The organism is Alistipes sp. AF14-19 (assembly GCF_003461645.1).
In the GTDB taxonomy this organism is placed as follows: domain Bacteria; phylum Bacteroidota; class Bacteroidia; order Bacteroidales; family Rikenellaceae; genus Alistipes; species Alistipes shahii.
On the sequence record NZ_QTXM01000028.1, the window covers coordinates 1 to 23,689 of the forward strand.

General features: G+C 46.4%; 17 protein-coding genes and 2 pseudogenes. 9 read left to right on the forward strand and 10 right to left on the reverse strand.

The window, feature by feature from the left end:
- Window positions 1-51 precede the first annotated feature (51 nt).
- The 9 genes and pseudogenes from DWW03_RS15230 to DWW03_RS15275 form a co-directional block, all read left to right on the forward strand.
- Window positions 52-1,419: pseudogene (locus tag DWW03_RS15230) on the forward strand (N-6 DNA methylase); the annotation flags it as partial.
- Window positions 1,420-1,423: 4 nt separating this feature from the next.
- Entirely contained in the window at window positions 1,424-2,962 is a 1,539-nt protein-coding gene (locus DWW03_RS15235; protein WP_008765403.1) for a class I SAM-dependent DNA methyltransferase, read from the forward strand.
- A gap of 2 nt (window positions 2,963-2,964) precedes the next feature.
- Window positions 2,965-4,050 (forward strand): restriction endonuclease subunit S, encoded by a 1,086-nt coding sequence (locus tag DWW03_RS16710; RefSeq protein WP_181989633.1) that lies wholly within the window; start codon window positions 2,965-2,967, stop codon window positions 4,048-4,050.
- A gap of 11 nt (window positions 4,051-4,061) precedes the next feature.
- A complete protein-coding gene (gene dinD / locus DWW03_RS15250) occupies window positions 4,062-4,928 on the forward strand; it encodes a DNA damage-inducible protein D (RefSeq protein ID WP_118058508.1) in 867 nt (288 codons plus the stop codon).
- Window positions 4,929-5,167: 239 nt separating this feature from the next.
- A pseudogene (xerA, locus tag DWW03_RS15255) lies at window positions 5,168-6,153 on the forward strand (site-specific tyrosine recombinase/integron integrase).
- 1 nt (window position 6,154) lies between these two features.
- Entirely contained in the window at window positions 6,155-7,186 is a 1,032-nt protein-coding gene (locus DWW03_RS16715; RefSeq protein WP_259301999.1) for a restriction endonuclease subunit S, read from the forward strand.
- 20 nt (window positions 7,187-7,206) lie between these two features.
- Entirely contained in the window at window positions 7,207-10,140 is a 2,934-nt protein-coding gene (locus DWW03_RS15265; RefSeq protein WP_008765405.1) for a type I restriction endonuclease subunit R, read from the forward strand.
- A gap of 23 nt (window positions 10,141-10,163) precedes the next feature.
- Window positions 10,164-11,678, forward strand: coding sequence for a hypothetical protein (locus DWW03_RS15270; RefSeq protein ID WP_118058501.1), 1,515 nt, complete (start codon window positions 10,164-10,166; stop codon window positions 11,676-11,678).
- Window positions 11,665-14,040: a hypothetical protein gene (locus tag DWW03_RS15275; RefSeq protein ID WP_008765406.1), complete on the forward strand. Its 2,376-nt coding sequence runs from the start codon at window positions 11,665-11,667 to the stop codon at window positions 14,038-14,040. The genes DWW03_RS15270 and DWW03_RS15275 overlap by 14 nt, the downstream gene beginning before the upstream one ends.
- A gap of 456 nt (window positions 14,041-14,496) precedes the next feature.
- Here the strand turns inward: DWW03_RS15275 and traN are convergent, their stop codons facing one another.
- The 10 genes from traN to DWW03_RS15325 all read right to left on the reverse strand — a co-directional run bounded on the left by traN (window position 14,497) and on the right by DWW03_RS15325 (window position 23,687).
- Entirely contained in the window at window positions 14,497-15,396 is a 900-nt protein-coding gene (gene traN, locus DWW03_RS15280; protein ID WP_118406984.1) for a conjugative transposon protein TraN, read from the reverse strand.
- Between the two features lie 7 nt (window positions 15,397-15,403).
- Window positions 15,404-16,609 carry a conjugative transposon protein TraM gene (gene traM / locus DWW03_RS15285; protein ID WP_118406985.1) on the reverse strand — a complete coding sequence of 402 codons (1,206 nt, stop codon included), beginning with the start codon at window positions 16,607-16,609 and terminating at the stop codon, window positions 15,404-15,406.
- Window positions 16,610-16,615: 6 nt separating this feature from the next.
- Window positions 16,616-16,831, reverse strand: coding sequence for a hypothetical protein (locus tag DWW03_RS15290; RefSeq protein WP_087401817.1), 216 nt, complete (start codon window positions 16,829-16,831; stop codon window positions 16,616-16,618).
- Window positions 16,821-17,444: a conjugative transposon protein TraK gene (traK, locus tag DWW03_RS15295; RefSeq protein WP_087401819.1), complete on the reverse strand. Its 624-nt coding sequence runs from the start codon at window positions 17,442-17,444 to the stop codon at window positions 16,821-16,823. Before traK ends, DWW03_RS15290 begins: the two co-directional genes overlap by 11 nt.
- A gap of 14 nt (window positions 17,445-17,458) precedes the next feature.
- Window positions 17,459-18,535, reverse strand: a complete 1,077-nt coding sequence (traJ, locus tag DWW03_RS15300; RefSeq protein WP_118406986.1) for a conjugative transposon protein TraJ — start codon at window positions 18,533-18,535, stop codon at window positions 17,459-17,461.
- A 6-nt stretch (window positions 18,536-18,541) separates the two neighbouring features.
- A complete protein-coding gene (locus tag DWW03_RS15305) occupies window positions 18,542-19,171 on the reverse strand; it encodes a DUF4141 domain-containing protein (protein ID WP_118406987.1) in 630 nt (209 codons plus the stop codon).
- 46 nt (window positions 19,172-19,217) lie between these two features.
- On the reverse strand, window positions 19,218-20,300 hold the full coding sequence (locus DWW03_RS15310) for a hypothetical protein (RefSeq protein WP_118406988.1): 1,083 nt from the start codon (window positions 20,298-20,300) through the stop codon (window positions 19,218-19,220).
- Between the two features lie 96 nt (window positions 20,301-20,396).
- Window positions 20,397-20,828, reverse strand: a complete 432-nt coding sequence (locus DWW03_RS15315) for a hypothetical protein (protein ID WP_118406989.1) — start codon at window positions 20,826-20,828, stop codon at window positions 20,397-20,399.
- Complete coding sequence (locus DWW03_RS15320) at window positions 20,818-21,177, reverse strand: DUF3876 domain-containing protein (protein WP_181989635.1); 360 nt, start codon at window positions 21,175-21,177, stop codon at window positions 20,818-20,820. The genes DWW03_RS15315 and DWW03_RS15320 overlap by 11 nt, the downstream gene beginning before the upstream one ends.
- Before the next feature lie 11 nt (window positions 21,178-21,188).
- Window positions 21,189-23,687: a TraG family conjugative transposon ATPase gene (locus DWW03_RS15325; RefSeq protein ID WP_118406991.1), complete on the reverse strand. Its 2,499-nt coding sequence runs from the start codon at window positions 23,685-23,687 to the stop codon at window positions 21,189-21,191.
- Between the last annotated feature and the right edge of the window lie 2 nt (window positions 23,688-23,689).

Consider the following 23,689-nt stretch of genomic DNA (forward strand, 5'->3'; position numbering starts at 1 on the left):
CGTAAAATTGGTCTTGTTAAAGATGCTTTATTTTAATTCAACCAACGGGTTATCCTCTATTTTAAGCGTATATCTGATGTATATGACGAGGAAACTCAAACTGCGCTTGAAGAAAGTGGTGGCGATGAGGAGTATGCATCCTTGCCTGAACAACATCGTTTTGTAATTCCAGATGGTTGCCATTGGAGTGATATTCGCGAACGCTCTGAGAATCTTGGTGCTGCAATTGTTGGAGCAATGCGAGGTATAGAGTTGGCCAATCCGGATACATTATATGGTGTATTGTCGATGTTCAGCGCACAGAAATGGACAGATAAGAAAAACCTTTCTGATGGCAAGATTCGTGATTTGATAGAACATCTGTCTACCCGCCGATTGGGCAACAATGATTACCCGGCTGATTTAATGGGTGATGCATATGAGATATTGCTAAAGAAATTTGCAGATGACAGTAAGGCTCAAGCTGGAGAATTCTATACGCCTCGTTCGGTCGTAAGCTTGCTTGTACGCATTCTCGATCCGAAACCAGGTGAAACTGTCTATGACCCGGCATGTGGTAGTGGCGGTATGCTGATTGAGGCGGTACAGCACATGAATCATTCAAGTCTTTGTTGTGGAAGTATATTCGGCCAGGAGAAGAACGTTGTCAACTCTGCCATTGCAAAGATGAACTTGTTCCTGCATGGTGCCAGTGACTTTAATATCATGCAAGGTGACACACTTCGTTCACCTAAGATTTTGCAGAATGGAGAGATTGCTAAATTCGATTGTGTTATAGCTAACCCGCCCTTCTCTCTTGAGAAATGGGGTTCAGTAGAATGGTCATCCGATAAATATGGTCGTAATGTTTGGGGAACACCCAGCGATTCTTGCGGAGACTATGCCTGGATTCAACACATGGTGAAAAGTATGGCATCCGGCAATGGCCGTATGGCGGTTGTTATGCCTCAAGGCGTATTGTTCCGTGGTAATGAAGAAGGCCGCATTCGTGAGAAACTGGTAAAGAGCGATTTGATTGAAGCTGTTGTGACATTAGGCGATAAACTATTCTATGGCACAGGTCTTTCTCCCTGTTTCTTGATATTAAGACGCTTGAAACCAGCTGCACATAGTGCGCGAGTACTGATGATTGATGGAACAAAGATTCTCACCGTAAAGCGTGCACAGAATATACTTTCTCCTGAAAATGTAGACCGCCTTTACGAACTTTACATCAACTACGAAGATGTAGAAGACTTTGCTAAAGTGGTCACTCTAGATGCTATTGCCGCCAAGGATTATGACCTTTCTCCTAATAAATACGTGGAATATCACAAAGAGGAAATCCGTCCATATGCCGAAGTGCTTGCTGAGTTCAAGGCAGCATACGAGGAGGTAAAGAGATGTGAAGAAGAATTTAGAAAACTGATAAACTTATAACCCTATGGAACAACTTGTAAAATATTATAGAAATCCCGATGAACCTATTTCATTGGAAGACTTGAAATCGTTCCTTTGGGGAGCAGCCACTCGCCTTCGTGGTCAGATTGATGCTGCTGGTTACAAAGAATATATTTTCCCTTTGCTATTCTTCAAACGAATTTCTGATGTGTACGATGAGCAGTTTGAAGGTTATGTTTGCGAAGGTGGTATAGAGTATGCCAATGCCCAAGCTCAAGAATTGGTAATTCGTATTCCTGATGGTGCCCATTGGCGTGATGTACGCGAGTGTACAGAAAATGTAGGCCAACGCTTGGTGGAAGCCTTTATTGCTATTGAACAGGCCAATCCAGGCGAGCATGCAGATGGTCGTGTGATTGGAGGTTTGGAAGGAATCTTTGGCCCTAAAGACGGCTGGACCAACAAGGCGAAGATGCCCGACCATATCATAACGTCTCTGATTGAAGATTTTTCACGATACAATTTGTCGCTTAAAGCATGCCCTGCAGACGAAATGGGACAGGCTTACGAATATCTGGTTGGTAAGTTTGCCGACGATGCTGGCAATACAGCACAGGAGTTTTACACCAATCGTACTGTAGTAGATTTGATGGCAGAGATTCTTCAGCCACGTCCAGGTGAAAGTATCTATGACCCTACATGTGGTTCGGGTGGTATGCTTGTGAAGTGTTTGGACTTTCTTCGTAAAAAGGGTGAACCATGGCAAGGTGTAAAGGTATTTGGCCAAGAGATTAATGCACTCACCAGCGCCATTGCCCGAATGAATCTTTACCTGAATGGTGTAGAAGACTTTTCTATTGTTCGTGAAGATACCTTAGCACACCCTGCATTTGTAGACGGAAGTAGGTTGCGTAAGTTTGATATTGTGTTGGCTAATCCACCATATTCTATTAAGACTTGGAATCGTGAAGCTTTTATGAACGATAAGTGGGGACGTAATTTCTTGGGAACTCCACCTCAAGGGCGTGCAGACTACGCTTTCTTCCAGCATATCCTTGCATCTATGGATGATAAGACAGGTAGATGTGCAATACTTTTCCCTCATGGTGTTCTGTTTAGAGATGAAGAACAAAGTTTAAGAGAAAAACTGATAAAGAGTGATGTTGTAGAATGTGTTATTGGCCTTGGTGCAAACCTTTTTTACAATTCACCCATGGAAGCTTGCATTCTGATATGTAATAATCAGAAACGTAGCACCTTGAAGAACAAAATCATTTTTATCAACGCTCTTAAGGAAGTTACACGAAAAAACGCAGAGAGCTATCTGGAAAAGGTACATATTGAAAAGATTGTATCTGCATATTTTAATGCTTCTGAAATTCAGAATTTCAGCACCGTGGCATCTCTTGAACAGATTGCAAATTACAACTACAATCTCAATATCTCTTTATATGCCAATGCTTTGAATAATGAAAATAACTTTAATGTTTTATCAGTTTCAGAAACATTGAGCAATTGGAAGAGTGTTCATGCAGAGATGACTTCTTCAATAACTGAAATGTTTACATTAATCGGCAAATGAGTATGAAATTAGAAGAATTTGCAAGAGAAAGTAGGGCAACTCATAAAGGTGATAAATCGGGTGTCCCCATTGTAGGATTAGAGCATCTTATTCCTCAAGAAATCAAGTTCTCTGGATATGATGTAGACACCGAGAATACATTTACGAAGACTTTCAAGAAGGGACAAATCTTGTTTGGCCGAAGAAGAGCATATCTAAAAAAGGCCGCTATTGCTGATTTTGATGGTATTTGTTCTGGGGATATTACTGTGATAGAGGCTATACCTGGTAAGGTAGACCCTTTGTTGCTTCCGTTCATTATTCAGAATGATAAGTTTTTCGATTATGCCGTTTCTCGCTCAGCTGGAGGTCTATCTCCTAGAGTAAAGTGGGAACATCTGAAAGACTACGAATTCGATCTTCCCCCCATCGAAGAGCAGCGTATCTTAGCAGATAAATTGTGGGCTGCATACAGACTAAAGGAGTCATATAAGAAACTTCTCACTGCCACCCAAGAAATGGTGAAATCGCAATTTATCGAGATGTTCGGGAATCCAGTGACAAACTATAAGAAATGGGAAACGCAGCCAATACAAGAGATTGCACCAGAAAAGCCAAGTAATGATTTACAAGAAGGAAATGTATGGTTGCTCAACCTTGATATGATAGAGCCCAATACAGGTCATATCATAGAAAAAGTATATGTTGATAGTAAAGAATTGCTTTCGGTTTCACCATTTGATGAGGGGAACGTTCTCTTCTCAAAACTAAGGCCTTACCTCAATAAAGTAGTTATACCAAATGGCAAAGGTTATGCAACAACTGAATTGCTACCACTGCGCCCCAATGGAAAGAAGTTGAACAGAACTTTCTTCAGCTATTTATTGAGGAGTGATGAATTTGTCACATATGCTAATAGCATAGCAACAGGTACAAAGATGCCAAGAATGCCGCTAACAAGTTTGCGAAAGTTTGAATGCATCTTACCTCCCATGGAACAACAACAACAGTTTGTAGCGATAGCCGAACAGGCCGATAAATCAGAATTTGAACTCCGCAAATCGATAGAGGCAATAGACCAAGTAATAAAGAGTTTGATAAATAATTAATAGAATACATTATGGATATACAAAGAATTAATCAACATAAAGCCAACTTTGATGCAATTGGCCAAATCATCAAGAGTGATGACGGTAGTGAGAATGTGGAAGTTTGGTTTGCGCGAGATTTGCAAAAATTATTAGGCTATGCTCGTTGGGAAAATTTTCAGGTTGCTATAGGTAGAGCAGTAGAATCATGTAAACAACAGAATGTCAATGTAGATGACCATTTTCGTGAGGTCACGAAAATGGTATCTTTAGGTAGTGGTTCACAGCGTGAGGTCATAGACTTCATGTTGACCCGATATGCTTGTTATTTGATTGCACAAAACGGAGATCCTAAAAAAGAAGAAATTGCTTTTGCTCAAGGTTATTTTGCGGTTCAAACTCGAAGAGCTGAGATAATAGCAGAACGAATCCAAGAAATATCAAGACTTGAAGCTCGAGATCGATTGCGCTCGTCCGAAAAACAACTATCTCAAAATATTTATCAGAGAGGAGTTGATGATAAAGGATATGGTAGAATTCGTTCAAAAGGTGATACTGCACTATTTGGAGGGCATACAACTGAAGATATGAAACACAGATTAGGGATTAAGTCAAATCGTCCATTAGCGGATTTTTTGCCAACATTAACTATTGCGGCAAAGAACCTGGCAACAGAAATGACTAATTATAATGTAGAACAGAAAAATCTGTATGGAGAATCCTCTATTACGCGTGAACATGTACAGAACAATGTTAGTGTGCGAAGTATGCTTGGAGAACGTGGAATCCGCCCAGAAGAACTTCCTGTTGCAGAAGACATAAAGAAAGTTGAGCGTCGTGTGGTTTCTGATGATAAAAAGATAGAAAAATCTTCTTCTAAACTCCCAATAAAAAAATAGAACTATTTGCAGAATAAATCAGATATATATCTAAATACTTGTTAATCAGTATATTTCTTTTTGCAGAGTAAATCCTAGGCAATAATTTAATATGGGAATAGTAGTAATAGTTGAAGGGGATGATTAGATAAACTTGGTCACTTAACTTAGTCACTTGCTATACAAAAGTGACTAAGTTAGGTGATAAAGTTACTTTTAGGTCGCGCGTTAATTGACTAACTTTATAATATAGTAAGATTATGGTTAAGAACTTGATTAACGAAATAGAACAGGCTATGCTCAGTTCATTGAATAATGAGCAGTTGGCCCAGTTGCGTAAGGTGCTTGATTACACCTTCCGTAACATTGTCGTGACTGAAAAAGATGCTGTCAATACAGAAAGTAATAATCAAATCTTGGTAGAGAATTTTATCTCAGCCAAGAAAGTTGAAGGATGTTCTCCTAATTCAATCGCCTATTATCGCAGTACTATAAATAATGCATTGATTAAGCTGGGCAAAGAGGTAATCCATATCACAATGACGATTTACGACATTACTTAAATACATATCAAAGCGAAAGTGGCGCGAGCAAAGTAACGGTAGATAATATCCGACGAATACTATCCAGTTTCTTTTCTTGGTTAGAAGAAGAAAACTATATAGTAAAGAGTCCTGTACGAAGAATCCATAAAGTAAAGGTAGGTAAAACCGTAAAGGAAACATATACTGATGAATCTCTTGAATTGATGCGAGACCATTGTTCAAATCCACGTGATTTGGCATTGATAGATTTATTGGCATCAACAGGAATGCGTGTTGGAGAATTGGTTAAGCTCAATCGCTCAGATATTGACTACCACAATAGGGAATGTATTGTTACCGGCAAAGGTGATAAGCAGCGTAAGGTGTATTTCGATGCTCGTACAAAGATTCATTTGCAGAAATATATCAATAGTCGTACAGATAGCAATGAAGCGTTGTTTGTATCACTCCTGGCTCCTTATGAAAGATTGCAGATTAGCGGTGTGGAGATTAGACTGCGTCAGATGGGGAAAGATTTGAATATACCCAAGGTGCATCCACACAAGTTTCGTCGCACATTAGCAACAATGGCAATAGATAAGGGCATGCCTATAGAGCAAGTCCAACACCTGCTTGGTCATCAGAGTCTCGATACGACGTTGCAATATGCAATGGTTAATCAGAATAATGTTAAATTGTCTCATCATAAATTCATTGGTTAGTATGTCGCAATTTATCGAGATATTTTATGGCATGGAAACTACTCCTGTAAAAGATTATATTGATGATTCTTTTCCTGGTGAATGGGGTACTGAAGATAAGGATGGTAATGGAGTAAAGGTTATACGTACTACAAACTTCACAAACTCAGGAAAGCTGAATCTTGCAGATGTTGTTACCCGCAGCATTGAAGATAGGAAGGTAGTTAGAAAGCAAATTAAAAAGTACGATACCATACTTGAAAGATCAGGTGGAACTGCTGATAATCCGGTGGGTAGAGTTGTGCTATTTGAAGAAGATAACTTGTTTTTGTGCAATAACTTCACGCAGGTTTTGAGATTCAAAGACGTTGATCCAAGGTTTGCATTCTATGCATTATACTACTTCTATCAGACAAATAGAACTGCAATCAGAAGCATGGGAAGCAAGACGACAGGAATTCAGAATCTCAACATGAGTAAATATTTGGAAATCGGCATTCCAAATGCATCAGATGAGGATCAGAAAGCGTTTGTTACAATTGCAGAACAAGCCGATAAATCAGAATTTGTTGGTTGCAAATCGCAATTTTTCGAGATGTTTGAAGGTGATGAATATCCTCTGATTAAACTTGGGGACTATACTGACCTCACTTGGGGAGACACAAATACTACTAAGAATAGTTATGTAACAGAGGGTTATCTTGCATATAGTGCTAGCGGACCTGATGGAAAGCTTGATCATTATGATTATGATTGCGAAGGAATTGTCCTATCTGCTATAGGTGCCGATTGCGGAAAAACATGGTTTGCAAGTGGTAAGTGGTCATGTATAAAAAATACGATTCGCTTTTGGTCAACTTTTGATGATCTAGATAATCGTTTCCTTTATTTTGCAACAAGGGAAAAGGATTTTTGGCCAAGGAGAGGTGGAGCACAGCCATTTATACCGCAGGGAGATGCTAGAAATTGTTCTATACCACTTCCTCCAATTTGCCTTCAGCGCAAATTTGTAGAAATTGCAGAACAAGCCGATAAATCAGAATATTACAATTAGAAACAAAAATATAATAACATATGGCATACTTTAACGAAGAAAATACGGTTGAGCAAATGCTCATTAATGCGGCAGGACAATGCGGTTGGATATATGTGGAACCGCAGTTTGTTCCGAGACTTCCTGATGAAGTTCTTGTTGTAGAATGGCTCATGGAGGCATTGTTGGCATTGAATCCTATTACTGCTGAACAAGCAGAACAGGTTATATATAAACTTCGAGCTTGTATTACAAGTGGAGGAGCTTCTGATGAACTAATTACAGCCAATGATAAGTTCCGCAAGTTGCTGTTTGAAGAGAACTCATACCCATTTGGGGACAATGGCGATAATATCAACATTCGTTTCTTTGCAGGCAAGGATGATGAATATAAGAATCGTTGCATAGTGACTAATCAGTGGGAGTATCCGAGAAAGAGTAAGGAGGGAGGCAAGCGTTTAGACCTTGTATATGTTATCAATGGTATACCTATGGTTATCGGTGAAGCAAAGACTCCTGTTAAGGCGTCTGTAACATGGGCTGATGGTGCTACTGATATTATGCATTACCAGAAGAGTATCCCTGAAATGTTTGTTCCGAATATTCTAACCTTTGCAAGCGAAGGAAGAGAATTACAGTATGCAGGTATCGGATGTCCTATTGACAAATGGGGTCCTTGGTTTGCTGATGAGGAGCGTAAGCATGGTACATTGGAAGATGTTGAGCATAACTATGTATCATTGATGACTCCTGAAAGACTATTGGATATATATCGCTTCTATTCTGTTTTTACAGGAACCTCAGGAGGTAGGAAAATTAAAATTGTATGTCGTTACCAACAATATTTGGGTGGCGAAGCTATTGTTCAACGTGTTTTGTCAACATATACAAAGGGCTCTGGTCCTCGTAAAGGTTTGATTTGGCATTTCCAGGGTTCTGGTAAGTCGTGGTTGATGGTATTTGCGGCTCAAAAACTTCGTCGTCAGGAAGTGCTAAAAGCACCAACAGTTGTGATTGTGGACGATAGAATTGATTTGGAAGACCAAATTACCGGCGATTTCACACGTGCAGAAATACCTAACATTGATAGCATATCATCCAAACAAGAACTGGAGGAAAAGATCCATCAAAGAAAGATTTTGATTACCACTATCTTTAAGTTCGGTGATTTGAATGATGGTGAGGTAATTGATGAACGTGACAATATCATCCTCTTGATGGACGAAGCTCATAGAACCCAAGAAGGAGATTTGGGTAAAAAGATGCGCACAGCATTGCCAAATGCGTTCTTCTTTGGATTAACAGGTACGCCAATCAACCGTAATGACCATAATACATTTGCATGTTTTGGAGCCGAGGAGGATAAATACGGATACATATCAAAATATACATTCCAAAACTCAGTAGCAGATGGGGCCACTCTTGAACTTAATTTCAAGACTGTTCCAGTCGAAATGCATTTGGACGATGCTAAGTTGCAAAAGGAGTTTGATGAGCTTACCGACCAAATTAGCGAGGAAGACAAGAACGAATTGGTAAGAAGAACAAGCGTTGATGCATTCTTTACCGCTGAAAAAAGAATCAATGACGTTTGTAAGTATATTGTCTCTCATTTCAGAGAGTATGTGAAGCCAACAGGCATGAAAGCTCAGGTTGTTGTTTACAATAGAGAATGTTGCGTCAAGTATAAAAAGGCTTTGGATGCTCTTCTTGGCACAGATGACCAAACAACAATTGTAATGCATACTGCTGGAGATAAAGCAGATGAATATAAGGCGTATAAGCGTAGTCGCGATGAGGAAAAGAAATTGCTTGACCAGTTCAGAGACCCATTGTCTCCGCTGAAATTTGTCATCGTGACAAGTAAACTGTTAACTGGCTTTGACGCACCTATACTCCAGTGTATGTATTTGGACAAACCAATGAAGAATCATACTTTGTTGCAGGCCATTTGCAGAACCAATCGTACCTACAATGAAAATAAGAAATGTGGGTTGATTGTTGATTTTGTTGGTGTATTTGAGGATGTTGCTAAGAGTCTTGCTTTTGATGAAGAGACGGTTAAGACCATTGTTCAGAATATCGATGAAATCAAAAGTCTTATACCTACATTCATGCAACAATGTATTGAGTTCTTCCCTGGCGTAGATAGAACTATTGGTGGATGGGAGGGGCTTACTGCTGCTCAACAATGCTTAAAAGATGATGGTGTGAAGACAAACTTTGGACGCCACTTTGCCCGCCTCAATAAAGCGTGGGAGATAGTTTCTCCCGATGCTTGTTTGGCCGAATTCCAAAATGATTATACTTGGTTGGCTCAGGTGTATCAAAGTGTACGTCCTGTAAGTGGTGGTAATCTTATCTGGACTTTGCTTGGAGCTAAGACCATTGAGATTATACATCGCAACATTGAAACTATTGACATTGGTACTCCACTAGAGGATTTGGTAGTTGATGCCGATGTGATAGATGCAGTCCTTGAAGATGAAAAAGCACGTGAGAAGAAGATTGTTGAAGTAGAGAAAATGCTTCGATTGAGATTGGGCGAGCATAAAGGTGATCCTAACTTCAAGAAATTTGCAGAAAAATTGGATGAACTACGTGAACGAATGGAACAAAATCTAATCAGTAGTATTGATTTCTTGAAACAACTTCTTGCATTAGCAAAAGACTTGCTTGAAGAAGAAAAGAAAAAGGATGAGTCCCAGGATAAAAGAGCAAAAGCTCGTGCTGCCTTAACAGACCTTTTCCAAAGTATTAAGACTGAAGAAACCCCAATTATCGTTGAGCAAGTTGTAAATGATATAGATAATGAGGTGGTTAACATTGTACGTCAATTTAATGATGCATTCCAAAGTGTTACAGCCCGTAGAGAAATTAAAAAGAAACTACGCGCTATCCTTTGGGTTAAGTATCAGATAAAAGACAATGATGTATTTGAACGTGCATACCAATATATTGAGATGTACTATTAGTATTTTGTTCATTCTGTTGTACAATGGCACAATACAAGCAATCTGAAATCACAAATGTATTTTGGGCATCGAACGATGGCTTCAAAGGTGGACGTGACCCATTGGGAATCCAGAACAGTTCAATTGCAACCTATAGCAAATTGTTACCTGGGCTCACCAATCTAACCCGTCACATCCGCTATTACAGCCTTTATTGTTGGCTACTTAGTGAATATGACAAATTTGAAGTTGCTGGTCAAACATCTCTGCATCAATATAATTTTATACGTCGTGCAGAGTTGGCAATGGCACTAATTATGAAGGAACAAAATGTTGGTTCTGTGGTTGGAGCTTTGTTTGTTTCACAAGGTAGATATAAGCAAATAGAGGATGGTATTTATGATATTGCAGATGGTGCTGATTATGAATCTAAAGATAAGTACTGGACATTCAAAAGTGGAGCTTTTGGCCAGTACTATCTTGGTTCTCTTATTTATTATGAACTTGTAAAAATTGAAGAAGGCAGATTCTATCTTCGTAACAAAGGAAAAGAGCTAGCTGATGCTGTCAGAAATAGTATTGATGAAAACATCCGGAAATTATTTCTTAAATGTATTCTGGATGGAAGTCTTAAAGAAGAAGCAATAGAAGACTTACAATCTTTAGCTATACATCGCATAAATGTAGGCTCTGAGGAATGGCTGTTCTTGAATAATTTGCTTACGAAAAGTGACGAGGACTCTTCCTTGCGAAGAGAAACAATCTTTTTGCTCCTAAATGATATTTCAAAAGGCGTAGAGATTCAAGAGTTTGTAAAGAATCGTTTTTTGCATATAACTGAAGACGGTAATTTGCATGCCGCATTTGGGTGGTATTTCTATTATTTATGTGAAGGTCTACATTATTGTATTGACTTGTTCTTCTGCTTAATACTTTACAAAATTCATGAATTGCACAATCCTCCAATTGCACTACTTTCTCAAGATATTAAACAATCTTTATTGTCGGTTATAGAGAAAGAGATGAATTATAACTCTCTTGACGAATGGAGGAAAAATGTGAGTGATAATATAAATATAATCTATGATGAGTTAAGGGATTACGTCAGCAAACAAGATTATATTTCTGCAGCAGTACATGCGATAAGACTCCTGTTGAGACTTTATACTGAATTTGAGAATAACTCAAAAGAAATAGAGGAGTTTGAGAAAAAAAATGATTTGAAACGTCAGCGAGGCATACTCAGTGAAGGGTTAAGATCTTATATGGAGCGTTACCTGTCATTCTCTATATCTAGCTTTATAGAATCTCTGATAGTACAAATAATGCAGGAACATACTGTGGTTGCTATTGCTAAAATGGGAAAGAATAATTCAGACCTAAGAAAATTTATTCTTGAGGATGGACGGATTGTTCTAGTAGAGCAACGGTATCCCGTTGAAACATCGCCGCGTATTAATTCTCTATTTAATTTTTTACAAGACATGGGTTATCTTGATGAAGATAATACACTAACTGAGATAGCATCACAATTCATTGAGAATTATGGAAAAGAATGAGCATGCAATATTATTGGATATTCCTAGCGGCGGCAAAAATGGCAAATATCATTCAGCTGTATTGACTACTTATGCCATAGATTTGATACATTTCGATAATCAATTATTGAACATGCTTCATCGTAAGCAAGTATGTAGCATAAATGTGTTTGCCGATACCAATCAAATGGATAAATCTATGGAATATGTATCTCCTATTTATATTAGACATATTGGTAAGGAGTACTCCATTACATCTATAAGTGCTGTCGGAGCTTTTCATCCTAAGATTAATTTCTTTGTAGGAGATGACGCTGTATTGGTTGTGTTTGGTACTGGTAATCTAACAGTTACAGGACATGGAAAAAATCATGAGGCATTTACAGGTTTTATGATAGATGAGACTGATACGACGCATCGTCCTCTCATTGAAGAATGTTGGCAGTATCTCTGCCGATTTACAAAGCAATGTAACGACTATGATCATAATAGAATTCTTCGTGAGATTCCTGAAAATTGTACATTTTTAGATTCCTCTTTCAATATTGTGCCTCATAGTATGTGCAAGGTACAAGAAGGGTTAAATGCTGCTTTACTGTATAATGATTCTCAGTCTGGGATTTTACAACAAATTTCAAATTTAGTGCCATTAAATGAGGTGCAGACTATAACACTTCTCAGTCCATATTTTGATGAATATGGAGAATCATTGATTACATTATCCCAACTTTGTCCGAACTCAACGGTGAATGTTTTGATTCACCAAGATTGTGCTTTGCCACCAAGCGGAATGCTTCCAAATAGCAGTATTCATTTTTATGATTTCAGCGAAACAAAAAGGGGTAAAATAGCTTTTAAAACATATGAACGTCAATTGCATGCAAAGGTTTTGCACTTTAAGACTAATGATGCTGAATATTGTATGGTTGGCAGTGCAAATGCAACATTAGCCGGACTTGGAACAATAACTCACAGAGGCATAAATGAAGAGTTTGGAGTCTTGTATCATTCGACAAAGCAAGATTTTCTATCTACACTTGGTCTGAAAACCAAGAAAAGAATAGATGTGCCAACTAATAGATCCAAACATTCTAATGAAGCTCCTTCTGAAACTGGAAGACGATTAAGACTATTATCCGCTTATTACGAATCAGGTAAATTAAATGTCTATAGCAATGAGGAGATTCCTGATGGAGTACTACTGTCTATCGACAATGGAATTGAGACTCTTGTAAGTGAACTTAAACATGATAAAGGCAATAGATATAGTACTGATATAAAGTTAGCAAAAACTCAATATACATGTTATTTAGTGGATAAAGACAAGAAATCTATATCTAATAAGCTGTTCGTCAATTGGACTGAGTTCTTAGCCACAACAAATCCGTCGAAAATGAGTCGTAATCTTAATAGATTCATTTCTCGTATTGAGAATGAAGGATATGATGGTATGGAGGTTGCTGATATGCTATCTGATGTAATGTGGGACTTAGTTAATGATGCTGGTGAAAAAGTTTCTCCAAAGATTAAAGTTTCATCAGAAGATAAAAGGCAATCTGATTTATCTTTGCCCGAAATAAAATACAATTCGGAATATGACAATGACGATGCAAAAAGTAGCAGGATTTTCCAAATAGATCGTACATCAAGACTGATTGAATGTATTGAGGAGAGTATTAAAAAAAAGATTCGTTCGATAGATGATGCGATCATTGATGAAGAGGAAGAAGGCTCGGCAGAAACAAGCAATAATAGAGAAATAGAAGAACAGGAGGATATCTTCCTCAGCAAGCAACTGTTAAAAGGTTATGGTGAATTATCAACATCTTTGTTAATGAAATATCAGAAGATGATAAGTAAGCGATACGAGCAGGTAAAAGCTACAGGTGATGGCGTTATAACTAGAGATGACTTAAACTTCTTTTCTCTGTCTATGTTTGCTGCAATGGAGATATGTTATCTTAATAAATTTCGTTATAAATTTGACCAAATACCCTATTCATCAAGAAACTTTTCTCAGAAACAGTTTTATGATAGTTTGGAAAGGAGCATAAGTAACGTTGGTCTTGACTCATTGGAAAAATTTGTAAAGTTTTGCAATACAATGAAACTTCCAGCACAAAGAGATGAGAATTTCAATAAAGTTTCGTCTCGTTCTATGAAATATGCAATATTATATGGGACCTTATTTAATAGACTTTCTCACATTGAAACTATACGCATATTGGGTAAACGCTTGCAAAAAGCAGTAGATAGCCTGGCTGTGCTATTCGGTAAACCTTCGTTTGAAACTCTGACAAAAGAGCTTGAACCTTTATCAGAAAGGTATGACTATGTATTTCGCATGAATCATGTTGAAAATATGATTAGAAGTCTTAGCTGATAATTTCGTTCGTTAGAACGAACAAACTACTATTAAATAAGGGAAAGAAAAAACATGGGCAATGATTTTTCCTTGTGTATAGCAAAAAGTTGTGCTTGTTTTCATTTGTTTGTCAAAAAACACATATCTTTGCCATTGATAGCCTCAGATGGTGTGGTTTGTTTGGCTAAAAATCATTCTTTGAAATATAATTGATTGATAATCAAATGAGACACAACTCTTTAACGAAGATGAATATTGAGTTTCCTCAAGCTGCATGAAAGACACCCCGGTACGGTCTGAAAACCGTACCGGGGTGTCTGATTGTTCGGAAACGAACAGCCTTTCAGAGCCGCAGCGTGCGGAACCACGTCTGAATATCCTCTTGCAAAGTGCTCCTGTAAGATCGCCGCACGGATTCGAAACATTCCCACTGCTGCATAAAAACTTCCGCATCGGGTTCGACCGCCTGTCTCTTTACAGGAGTTTCGCATCCAACAATTCCCCTGCGGGTATCTCCACCGTCTGATGGCGGGCTCCGTTTTTCTCGACGATTTCCAGCAAAAGCACCTTGTCGTCGGGGATCGTAAGCTTGGGCAGCGCGAATACCGTCCGCTGACGCTGGTGCCCCCTTACAACTGCCGGATCGTTGCATACGCGCAGGATTTCGAGCGATGTCTGCTGTTGTGCCGTACGCTTGGCGAGTTTGCGATCCGCTACGATGAACCGCCGCGCATCCACCTCGAAGGAGATGTTCGTGTCGTTCGAGATGCAGGTGTGAATGTATATCACGTCATTGAACACGTAAATCCCCAACACTTCGACTTCAATGCCGTACTTCTTCGCACGAATGCCCTTCACGTCCGTACGGTTTTGGCGGTATATGTCGCTCAACATGCGTTTTACGGTTGCGGGCTTTTCGCGGCCTACTTCGCGCAGCAGCACCAGGCCCTCGGAAGCCGTCGGCTGCGGATCGTCTGCGGCAGCCGGTTTCTTCACACCTTCCGTCTGCGGTTCCTGCACTGTAAGATTGAGGGTCGAGACAACCGGGTTCTCGGCATAGTGGACATCGAACGTGAAAAATCCGCCGTCTTCGGTGATGACCGTCAGGTTTGTTTCTGCTGCGAAATTCCGCACGGCCGCCTTCACCCGCACGACGTTTTCGGCCCCGTCGGCCTTGCCTGCTATGATGTCCATCGAGCCGATGTCGATATACGTGACGGGCGACGGGAAGAGGATGTGTACAGTCTTGGTGAATCCCGCTTCGATCTTTCGGGGTTCGATCTGCTGCGGCCCGTCCTGCACGGCCTTCGCCGTAGCGTGTGCGGCCCAGATTGCGGAAACAATCAGGGTCAGATAAATAAGGTCTCTTTTCATGTGTGTTCTATTCTTTTGAAATCAATAATAGCTGATGGTTGGCTTTGAGGGTTATCTTCACCTCGCGGAGCTTCCCGGCGACATACTGCGACGAAGCCTGCAATCCTCCGCGCGCCAGCTCCGAAAGGACCTGCTGCCCGGCCGAACGGGTGACGTTTACGCTCGTGCCGGCTGTCTGCCCGACAGACGCCAGCGCCTCTTTGAGGGCCGTCCGCTCGCGGGAGTTCGGGACGTTGAGCCCCGGCTGGCCGTCGAGGTCGTAAGCCACGGCTTCGACGGCGAAGATCCGTCCGCCGTATTCGACGGACGACACCGTGACTTGCAGCCGCATTCCGGAGATCGTCGCAAGACCGTATAGCGGCGTATAACGGGGAATGGTCACTCCGTCGATACGCACGGCTTCCAGCAACCGCAGTTGCACGGTGCTTCCGGCACGTATGATTTGCGTCTGAGCGACACAAGCCCTGACAGTCGGAATGTCGGCATGCGCGACATCACCTGCCGCCGTGAGAAATCCCAAGTTACGTTCGATGGTGAAATCCGCCCGCGTGTCGAGTGTCGAGGCTTCGACCTCACCTTCCCGAACGGGCCGCATGACCGACAGGCGCGAATCCTTCCGCTGCTTCGTCGGCTCAACAGTTTCTTCATCTACGGCCACTCCGCCGCCGAGATACTTCCGGGCGAGCTTGTACTGCTCCTCGGCCAGTTCCAGCGGATCGGGCTGCTGCCGCTCGGCGTCGAGCTGGGATTGCAGGGCTGCGACCTGCTCTTTCAGGGCTTCGACCTCGGCATTGCGCTGCGGAGCGGCGTAGAAGCCCTGCACCTGCCGCTGCATGGCCCGGTTGGCCTCGGAGGCCCGCAGTGCGGGGTTGTCCGCCGGTGCAGGCTCCTCGGCAGGTTTGAGCCCGTCGTCCAGCAGCGAGAACGAGTTGTCGCCGAGTGTCATCATGCGTCTCTGCTGCTGCTCCTCGCTGCGGAGCTGTTCCGCGGCTTTGCGTTTGTCTCCGACGGTGGCCTGCGCCTTGCCGTCCGGGACCGACGTATTGATCCCCGCGGCCCCCTCTTGGGGCTTGACGGGCGCAGGCCGGAATATGAACCACAGCACGACGAAGAAGATGCATCCGAGGATCGCCGTGAAGAGCAGTACCTTGCGTTTGCGCTGCCGTTCGAACTCCGCCGAAGGGTCGCTGCATGGATTCTTGTTTTCTGTCATAATGGTTTACGGTTTAAGATGTAATAATTCGGGATGTCCGATCTCTAACTCCGATCCCATGTCCGCTGCGAACAGGAGCCAAAGGTAAAGGAAGAGAAGCAGGACGAGCGCCGCGAGTACGATCCGTTCCCGGATGCAGGGCGCGAGCGTGTCGTGCCGGCGCCGCAGCGACCGCCGCACCCAACGGATGCGGCAGCGCAGGGAATGCGGTTTAGCGGTCATAGGTCGCAATGTCTTTGTTCTCGACGATGTTCAGCGCCTCGACCATAAAGCCCTGCGGGTTGTTGTCCGAGCGGGAGACGTTCACCAGACGGCATGTCGTGACGAGCGACCGCTCCGTGACGGTGCTCTCGCGCAGAATACGCTGCCGGGCAAAGGTTGTAACCTCGTAAGGATAATGGTCGAAATTGCAGCGGATGCTGTCCACTTTGACCATCTGCGAAACATTGCCCGCGATCAGGCGGTTGAAGAAGCCCTTCTCCTGCAGAACCTTGTAGTAGGATAAGGCGCTTTTGTCGGCCATCTGCAAGGCGCGTCCGACATTGGACTCGATGGCTGCCTTGTCGGGCGAGAGGGTGAAGAAGAGCTCGTGGAAGCGCCGCACATGTTCACGGGCCTCTACGGGACGATTCTGTGCGAGGTCCTGCGAGAGCGCCACCATCAGCGAGCGTCCGTTGTCCAGCACGTAGATCTTCTGCCGCTGCCGTTCGGCGAAAGAGTAGGACATCCAGACCGCCGCCACGGTAACGACGGCGCAGACTCCGGCGAAGACGAGCGCGTACATGCGCAGCTGCCGAAACGATGTTTCGATGTTCGTTAAACACTTGAATTCCATAATAACGGGTTATTTTATTTTCTGAAAATAAGCCGGGCGCCGTTCATGATGCCGCGTCCCACGGCCTTACCGCCCGATAATGCCGCCGAGCCGGCGCCTTTGGCCCCGGCCCATGCTTTGCCGGCCGTCCATCCGGCTCCGGCGCTTACGAGCGAGGTCATCTTCGAGACGGTTTTGTTATAAGCGGCGAATCCGTTCGCCTGCACGACCCACGAGGCGATCGAGGGGATGCAGAGGTATCCGCACACGGCCACGAGCATGAAGATCAGGTTCAGGCTGTTCGACCAGTCCACATACCAGTTGTAGCCTTCGGCCATCAGGTCGGCGTCGTGGCGCATCGAAAGGGTTTGCAGACGTGCGATGATCGCCGAGAAAAGGTCCGAGATCGGCAGCCACAGGTAGATCGAGACATACTTCGTGAGCCATTGCGTCAGCGTGGACTGGAATCCGTCGAACACGGAGATGGCGAAGGCGATCGGCCCCAGCAGCGACAGCACGACCAGATAAAAAGTCCTCAGCACGTCGAGGATAACGCTCGCGGCCGCGAAGAGCAGTTCGAGTATCCACGCTAAGCCTTTGAAGATGAGCCCCTTCACCGACCATGAGGAGCGCTCCTCGTTCATGCGGTCGAGTGTCTGCTGTGTCTGGTCGTCCACGCCCAGCTCGCTGAGCTCGCGCTCCATCTCCTCGTCCTCGGCGTAGTAGCTGTCCGGAGGCATCTGCTCGCGGCCTTCGAGTTCGAGCCGCTCACGCCGCTCCTGCCATTGTTCCATGTCGAGCGTCTGCCCGGCCATAAGCGAATGCGTGGCCTTTACAAGCGGTGAGAGAATGCCGTTCAGGCTTCCCAGCACGAGCGTCGGAAAGAATAGGATGCAGATGCCGACGGCGAAGGGCCGCATAAGGGGAAAGAGGTCGATAGGTTCGGCTTGGGCCATCGACTGCCAGACGCGGTAGGCGATGTAGAGTAGCGCCCCGATTCCTGCGATGGCCATTGCGACCTGCGACATCGGATAACACAGCACCATCATATCGTCGTATAACACCCGGAGAATTGTGTGCAGATTCTCCGTAAGGGAAAGCATGTGTACCATCGTCGGCTACCAGTAACGTTGTTCGTCGGTTCCGTACAATGAGAGCACGCCCTCCATGTCCCGTTTCCGGGCGGCCCGCAGCAGGGATATGGAGATGTTCTTGCGCGTGTAGTAGCGTGCCAGATCGCGGTGGCGCCGCAGGACGCCGTAGACGCGCTGCACTACGTCGATACGGTCCTTGTCCGTCAGGGACATGTCCGTAGGGTTCACGATGTCCTGCAGCTCCTTCAATTCCCCGGCCGACTCCTCGATGATGCGGGCGTAGCCTGCGGCGATGGCCGCGAGCTCCGCGGGCGTGAAGTTCTCGTCGCCGACCATGCGGCGATACCCGTCTACATAGATGTCCGAGATTTCGCCCACGAGCAGGATGCACTGCTGCACCTTGCGGGCCGAGCGGACGAGGTTGCTGACGGATTTCAGGGCGTCGTAGTATCGCTTCCCCTGCTCATAAATCTTCACGGTTTCCTGAAAACTTTGCAACATGGTCTGGCCGTTCTTGGCGGCTTCGACGACCTGCTTGGTGGAGTTGACGATGCCCTGCGCGAGGTTCGTGGGATCCGAGACGACCCACTGGGCGTATGTGCTGCGGCCCGTGCAGAAGAGGCACAGACACAGCAGGATAATTTTCTGTTTCATGCTTGAATTGATTGTGTTATTGAGGATATTCACCCGAAGACGGGCATCACCGCTTTATCCGCCGACCCGAAGCCGGTTGTCCGGTTTGCTCTTTCCTTGTAGAATCGATCTCTTTCTGCCGCACTCCGGAGGCATGTTTCTCCGGCTTCGGCCCTTTCCGTCGCAGGGACTCGAACAGATCGTCGGCGTAGGACTGCCGTCCGGTCATGCGTACGAGCCGTGCGTCCAGCTCGCGGAAGGCTTTTTCGGCCTGCCGGGACTGCTCTTCGCGGGGGATGCCCGGCTCGATACCGTATTTGTCGAGCAGCTGCCGGTTGATATAAGGGCTATCGACTTTTTCCGGGAAGCGTGCTAACCATCCTAAGGTCTGCAACTCGGCATCGAGTTTCTCGATGTAGGTTTGCCGCAGGGGAATTTCCGGATCGCTCTCCAGCACCTTTTCGGCTTCCCGCACCATACGGTTCTCGGTCTTCCAGATTCGCTCCCGAAGCTGCTGAACCTGCTGCGGAGCTTCCGGACATGCCGGGCCGTCCAGCCGCCCGCGCATCTTCTGCAACCGGCCCATGTCGGCGTCCCAGTCGTAGAGGCGTACGACGTAACAGGAGGGCATATAACGTCCTCTCGTTTCTGCCAGATGGCGCAGCTCGCGGAATGTCTCGGCGCGGAACTGCCGGTCTACGATATGCGCTGCTGCCTGCACCTCGTCCATCGGAGGCTGCTGGAGCTTGCTGTCGGGATGCTGCTCCAGATAAGCATCCAAGAGAAAGGTGTGCATGGCCAGCAGGCCGTGCAGGGAGTGGGCGGTGTCTGCCGGAACATCCGCGAGGCGGCGCCCGATCTTTTTCGCAAACGATGTCCTGCGCAGGGCATCCATCAGCTCCAGCATATCTTTTCCCGCCGCATCTTCGGGCGTCCTGAGAAAGCGGGATGTCGCTGTATTCATTGTCAGTCCGATTCCGGCAATGGTCAGATCCGATTTCCGGTGCCGTCGCACGAGATCCGTCATACTGCGTATATCCCGTTCCCGGAGCAGGTTTTCAGCATGACGTGCAATGAGCGTGCGTCGATGCTCCTTTTTCCAGTCCGGCTTGCGGCGGAATAGCCGCGCGATCTTATCTTTCCATTCCATAGCCGTCGGATTTAGAAATGTGTGACTGCGGGCAGCGTCTGCCGAAGGGCCGCCCCTGATTGCAGGGGCAGCCCGGAAATCCTGAATGACGCTCCATTATTCGGCCGGTTCGTTGAAAGGTTCTGCGGCGACGATTTCGTCGTCGTCCCGGCAGCGGATGCTGTCTTCGGCGACGAAGCGTCCGTAACAGCCGATGGTGAGCGTTTCGGCGGCCGCGTCGTAGATTACGCGGTTGCCGTCGTCGGCCCCGAGCCAGAGACGGTGGCGGCGCAGCGCGATGATGCCGTCCTGCACGAGCCGTCTGTAGCAGAGCGCATGGTCGAAGACGAGGATGCGCCACATGCCCTCGCCGATGCGGCGTATCGAGGCCGAGAGGTTGTTTTCCGCCGAGAGCCACGCTCCGCAGATACGGTCGGCGTCGAGTTGTTCCCGAAGGTCCGCCAAGGTGCGGATAACTTCGGTGCGGGTTCTGATCTCCTGCTGAAGGGCCGCTACGGCCGACGCAGGCGTCGATTGGTTACTGTTCATTGTTTTTGAGTTTTGAGGTTCGTTTGAAAGCGTCGCCCGGCACGAGGAGCAGTGCATCGGCCGGGGGCGTGTAAAAGAGATCGACCCGGCATCCGCCGTAGGCCGTATAATAGACGCAATCCTTGTAGTATAGGAGGTGCGTTTCGGACGTGCTGCGGTGCGTGATGGTGATGCGGAATTTATCACCGCACGGCTCGATCACCAGCCGCGTGTCGTCGAGCGTCGAATGCCATGCTCCGCACAACGGACGGATTTTGTGGTATTCGTAATCGTAGAAGAGGTGAAACGCTCCGAGCACGGCGGCCAATGTCAGCAGGATACTGGCGCATATCCAAAGTATCGGTTTCATGGCGTCAGGAATTAAGATTCGCGTTCGCGGGCCAACTGCTGGATGGCGGCTTCGATGTCGCCGCCGAGCTTCCCGGCGAGTTCCATCACCTGCATCTTTTCCGATTCCTCAGTGGTATAGGTCAAATATTCTTCGACCGAAGTTTCCGTGGCATAAACTGCCGACTGCACGCCCCCGAGCCCGATCCAGACCTCTTTATAGCGGCGTTTAGGATCGTTCGAGAGGTTGATAGAGAGAATCTGCGCCCGCTCCTTGTCCGTCAGTCCCAGCAGACGTTGTATGCCGTCGAATTTCGAGAGGTATTTGCGCTGGTCCAAAAGGATTTTGCAGTCGGCGTTGTTGATGATCGACTCCTTGACGATGGGCGACGAGATGATGTCGTCCACCTCCTGCGTCACCACGACCGCCTCGCCGAAATACTTGCGAACGGTTTTAAACAAATACCTAATATATGCACTCATATTGGCCGAGGTGAGGGCCTTCCAGCACTCCTCGATGAGAATCATCTTGCGGACTCCTTTCAGCCGCCGCATCTTCGAAATGAAGGTCTCCATGATGATGAGCGTCACCACCGGCAGCAGCGTCCGGTTCGAGGAGATGTTGTCCAGCTCGAAGACGATGAAACGTTTGTCCAGCAAATCCAGCTGTTTGTCGGAGTTCAGCAGGTAGTCGTACTCGCCGCCCTTATAGTAAGGTTCCAGCACGTTCAGGAAGTTTTCGAGGTCGAAATCCTTCTCCCGCACGCGCTTCTGCTCCAGAAGCCGCCGGTAGTCGGTTTCGACGAACTCGTAAAAGGTATCGAACGAGGGGACGATGGAGCGGTCGGTGCGGAGCTTCGAGAGGTAGAGGTTCACGGCGTTCGAGAGCGCCACCTCCTCCGAGCGCGTCGGCTCCTCGGATTCGCGTTTCCAAAGGGTCAGCAGCAGCGTCTTGAGCGACTCGCGCTTCTCCACGTCGTACACTCCGTCCTCGACATAGAAGGGATTGAAGGCGATGGGCGCCTCCTCGGTGTAGGTGAAATACACCCCGTCGCGGCCCTTGGTCTTGGCGTGAATCAGCGAGCAGAGCCCTTGGTAGGAGTTGCCCGTGTCGACCAGCAGAATATGCGCTCCCTGCTCCCAGTACTGACGAACCAGATGGTTCGTCAGATAACTCTTGCCCGAGCCCGACGGCCCGAGGATAAATTTATTCCGATTCGTGATGACGCCGCGCTTCATCGGAAGGTCCGAGATGTCCAGATGGAGAGGTATGCCCGACAGGCGGTCGGACATCTTGATTCCGAAGGGCGAGAGCGACGAGCGGTAGTTGGTCTCCCCGTTGAAAAGGCAGAGGGCCTGATCGAGGAAGGTGTAGAAACTCTCCTCGGCGGGAAAGTCGGCCTCGTTGCCGGGAATCGCCGCCCAGAACAGCACCGGAACGTCCACCGTGTTATGACGCGGCGTGCAGCCCATAAGGGCCAGCTGCGACCCTACGTCGTTGCGGATGCGCTTCAACTCCGATTCGCTCTCGGCCCATGCCATGACGTTGCAGTGGCACCTTACGGAGCGCACCCCCTGCGAGTGCGCCTCATTGAGATACATTTCGATCCACTCGCGGTTGATGGCGTTCGAGCGCGAATAGGCCGCCAGCGAGTTCATGTTCCGGGCCGAGGCTTCGAGCCGCTTGAGCGTCTCGTCGTGGTCGTCGAGGAAGATCACCTGATTGTAGACATGGTTGCAGGAGAGCAGCAGCCCCACGGGCGCCGCGAACGAGAGGCGGCAGTCCGAGCGGTCGGTCGAAAGGCGTTCGTAGCGGAAATCCGTCGCCACGCTCTGTGGCAGCATATCCAGATCGGAGAGCGTGTGCATCGTAAGGAACTTGTCTCCGATGCGCATCACGCCCGGGTCGAGACGGATATCTTCGTTGACGACCGGACTCCGCTCGTCCGAGAGGGCGAAGTAACGGGCCAGCAGCCCGGCGTCGTCTGCCGTGCCGACGATCTCCGTTTCCGTTAGCCGCTCGACGTGCACGAGGCCCGAATCGTTCAGGATGCGTTCCATCTGCTCCGCGGCCTCCAGAAAGCGCGTCACGGCATCCGTGTCGCGCATCTCCCGCGGGACGATGAAGCCCCGGCACAGCACGGACGAGGCGCTGGTCTGCCGCATCTGTTCGGGCGTGGTCTTCGTAACGAACAGGTAGCACGTATGGCGCAGGTAGGGCCGCTCGTTGAAGTGGCGCTCGTAAGAGCGGGCGAGAAAGCTCCGCTCGGAGCCGTCCTCCGGCGCCGTGTATCGTTCTTCGATAAAGAAGTCTTGTTTGTGGACGACGGTGTAGTCCGGCAGCACCTTCAGGGCTTTGAGCCATGCGCCGTGCAGCGCTTCGTACTCCTCGCCCGTGAGGGTGAAGAGTTCGGGCAGCGAGACGCGGTAAGCCGCGGTGATGTCGGCGAACTTGGAGATGATGCAGTTGTTCTCGACGCGCAGCAAAGGGAATTTCGATTCCAAGGTCGAGGTTTTCAAGGTTCCGCGCATAG

Coding starts and splice junctions, on each gene's coding strand:
- DWW03_RS15235 (WP_008765403.1), top strand. CDS start 1,424: ATGGAACAACTTGTAAAATATTATAGAAATCCCGATGAACCTATTTCA.
- DWW03_RS16710 (WP_181989633.1), top strand. CDS start 2,965: ATGAAATTAGAAGAATTTGCAAGAGAAAGTAGGGCAACTCATAAAGGT.
- dinD (WP_118058508.1), top strand. CDS start 4,062: ATGGATATACAAAGAATTAATCAACATAAAGCCAACTTTGATGCAATT.
- DWW03_RS16715 (WP_259301999.1), top strand. CDS start 6,155: ATGTCGCAATTTATCGAGATATTTTATGGCATGGAAACTACTCCTGTA.
- DWW03_RS15265 (WP_008765405.1), top strand. CDS start 7,207: ATGGCATACTTTAACGAAGAAAATACGGTTGAGCAAATGCTCATTAAT.
- DWW03_RS15270 (WP_118058501.1), top strand. CDS start 10,164: ATGGCACAATACAAGCAATCTGAAATCACAAATGTATTTTGGGCATCG.
- DWW03_RS15275 (WP_008765406.1), top strand. CDS start 11,665: ATGGAAAAGAATGAGCATGCAATATTATTGGATATTCCTAGCGGCGGC.
- traN (WP_118406984.1), bottom strand. CDS start 15,396: ATGAAAAGAGACCTTATTTATCTGACCCTGATTGTTTCCGCAATCTGG.
- traM (WP_118406985.1), bottom strand. CDS start 16,609: ATGACAGAAAACAAGAATCCATGCAGCGACCCTTCGGCGGAGTTCGAA.
- DWW03_RS15290 (WP_087401817.1), bottom strand. CDS start 16,831: ATGACCGCTAAACCGCATTCCCTGCGCTGCCGCATCCGTTGGGTGCGG.
- traK (WP_087401819.1), bottom strand. CDS start 17,444: ATGGAATTCAAGTGTTTAACGAACATCGAAACATCGTTTCGGCAGCTG.
- traJ (WP_118406986.1), bottom strand. CDS start 18,535: ATGGTACACATGCTTTCCCTTACGGAGAATCTGCACACAATTCTCCGG.
- DWW03_RS15305 (WP_118406987.1), bottom strand. CDS start 19,171: ATGAAACAGAAAATTATCCTGCTGTGTCTGTGCCTCTTCTGCACGGGC.
- DWW03_RS15310 (WP_118406988.1), bottom strand. CDS start 20,300: ATGGAATGGAAAGATAAGATCGCGCGGCTATTCCGCCGCAAGCCGGAC.
- DWW03_RS15315 (WP_118406989.1), bottom strand. CDS start 20,828: ATGAACAGTAACCAATCGACGCCTGCGTCGGCCGTAGCGGCCCTTCAG.
- DWW03_RS15320 (WP_181989635.1), bottom strand. CDS start 21,177: ATGAAACCGATACTTTGGATATGCGCCAGTATCCTGCTGACATTGGCC.
- DWW03_RS15325 (WP_118406991.1), bottom strand. CDS start 23,687: ATGCGCGGAACCTTGAAAACCTCGACCTTGGAATCGAAATTCCCTTTG.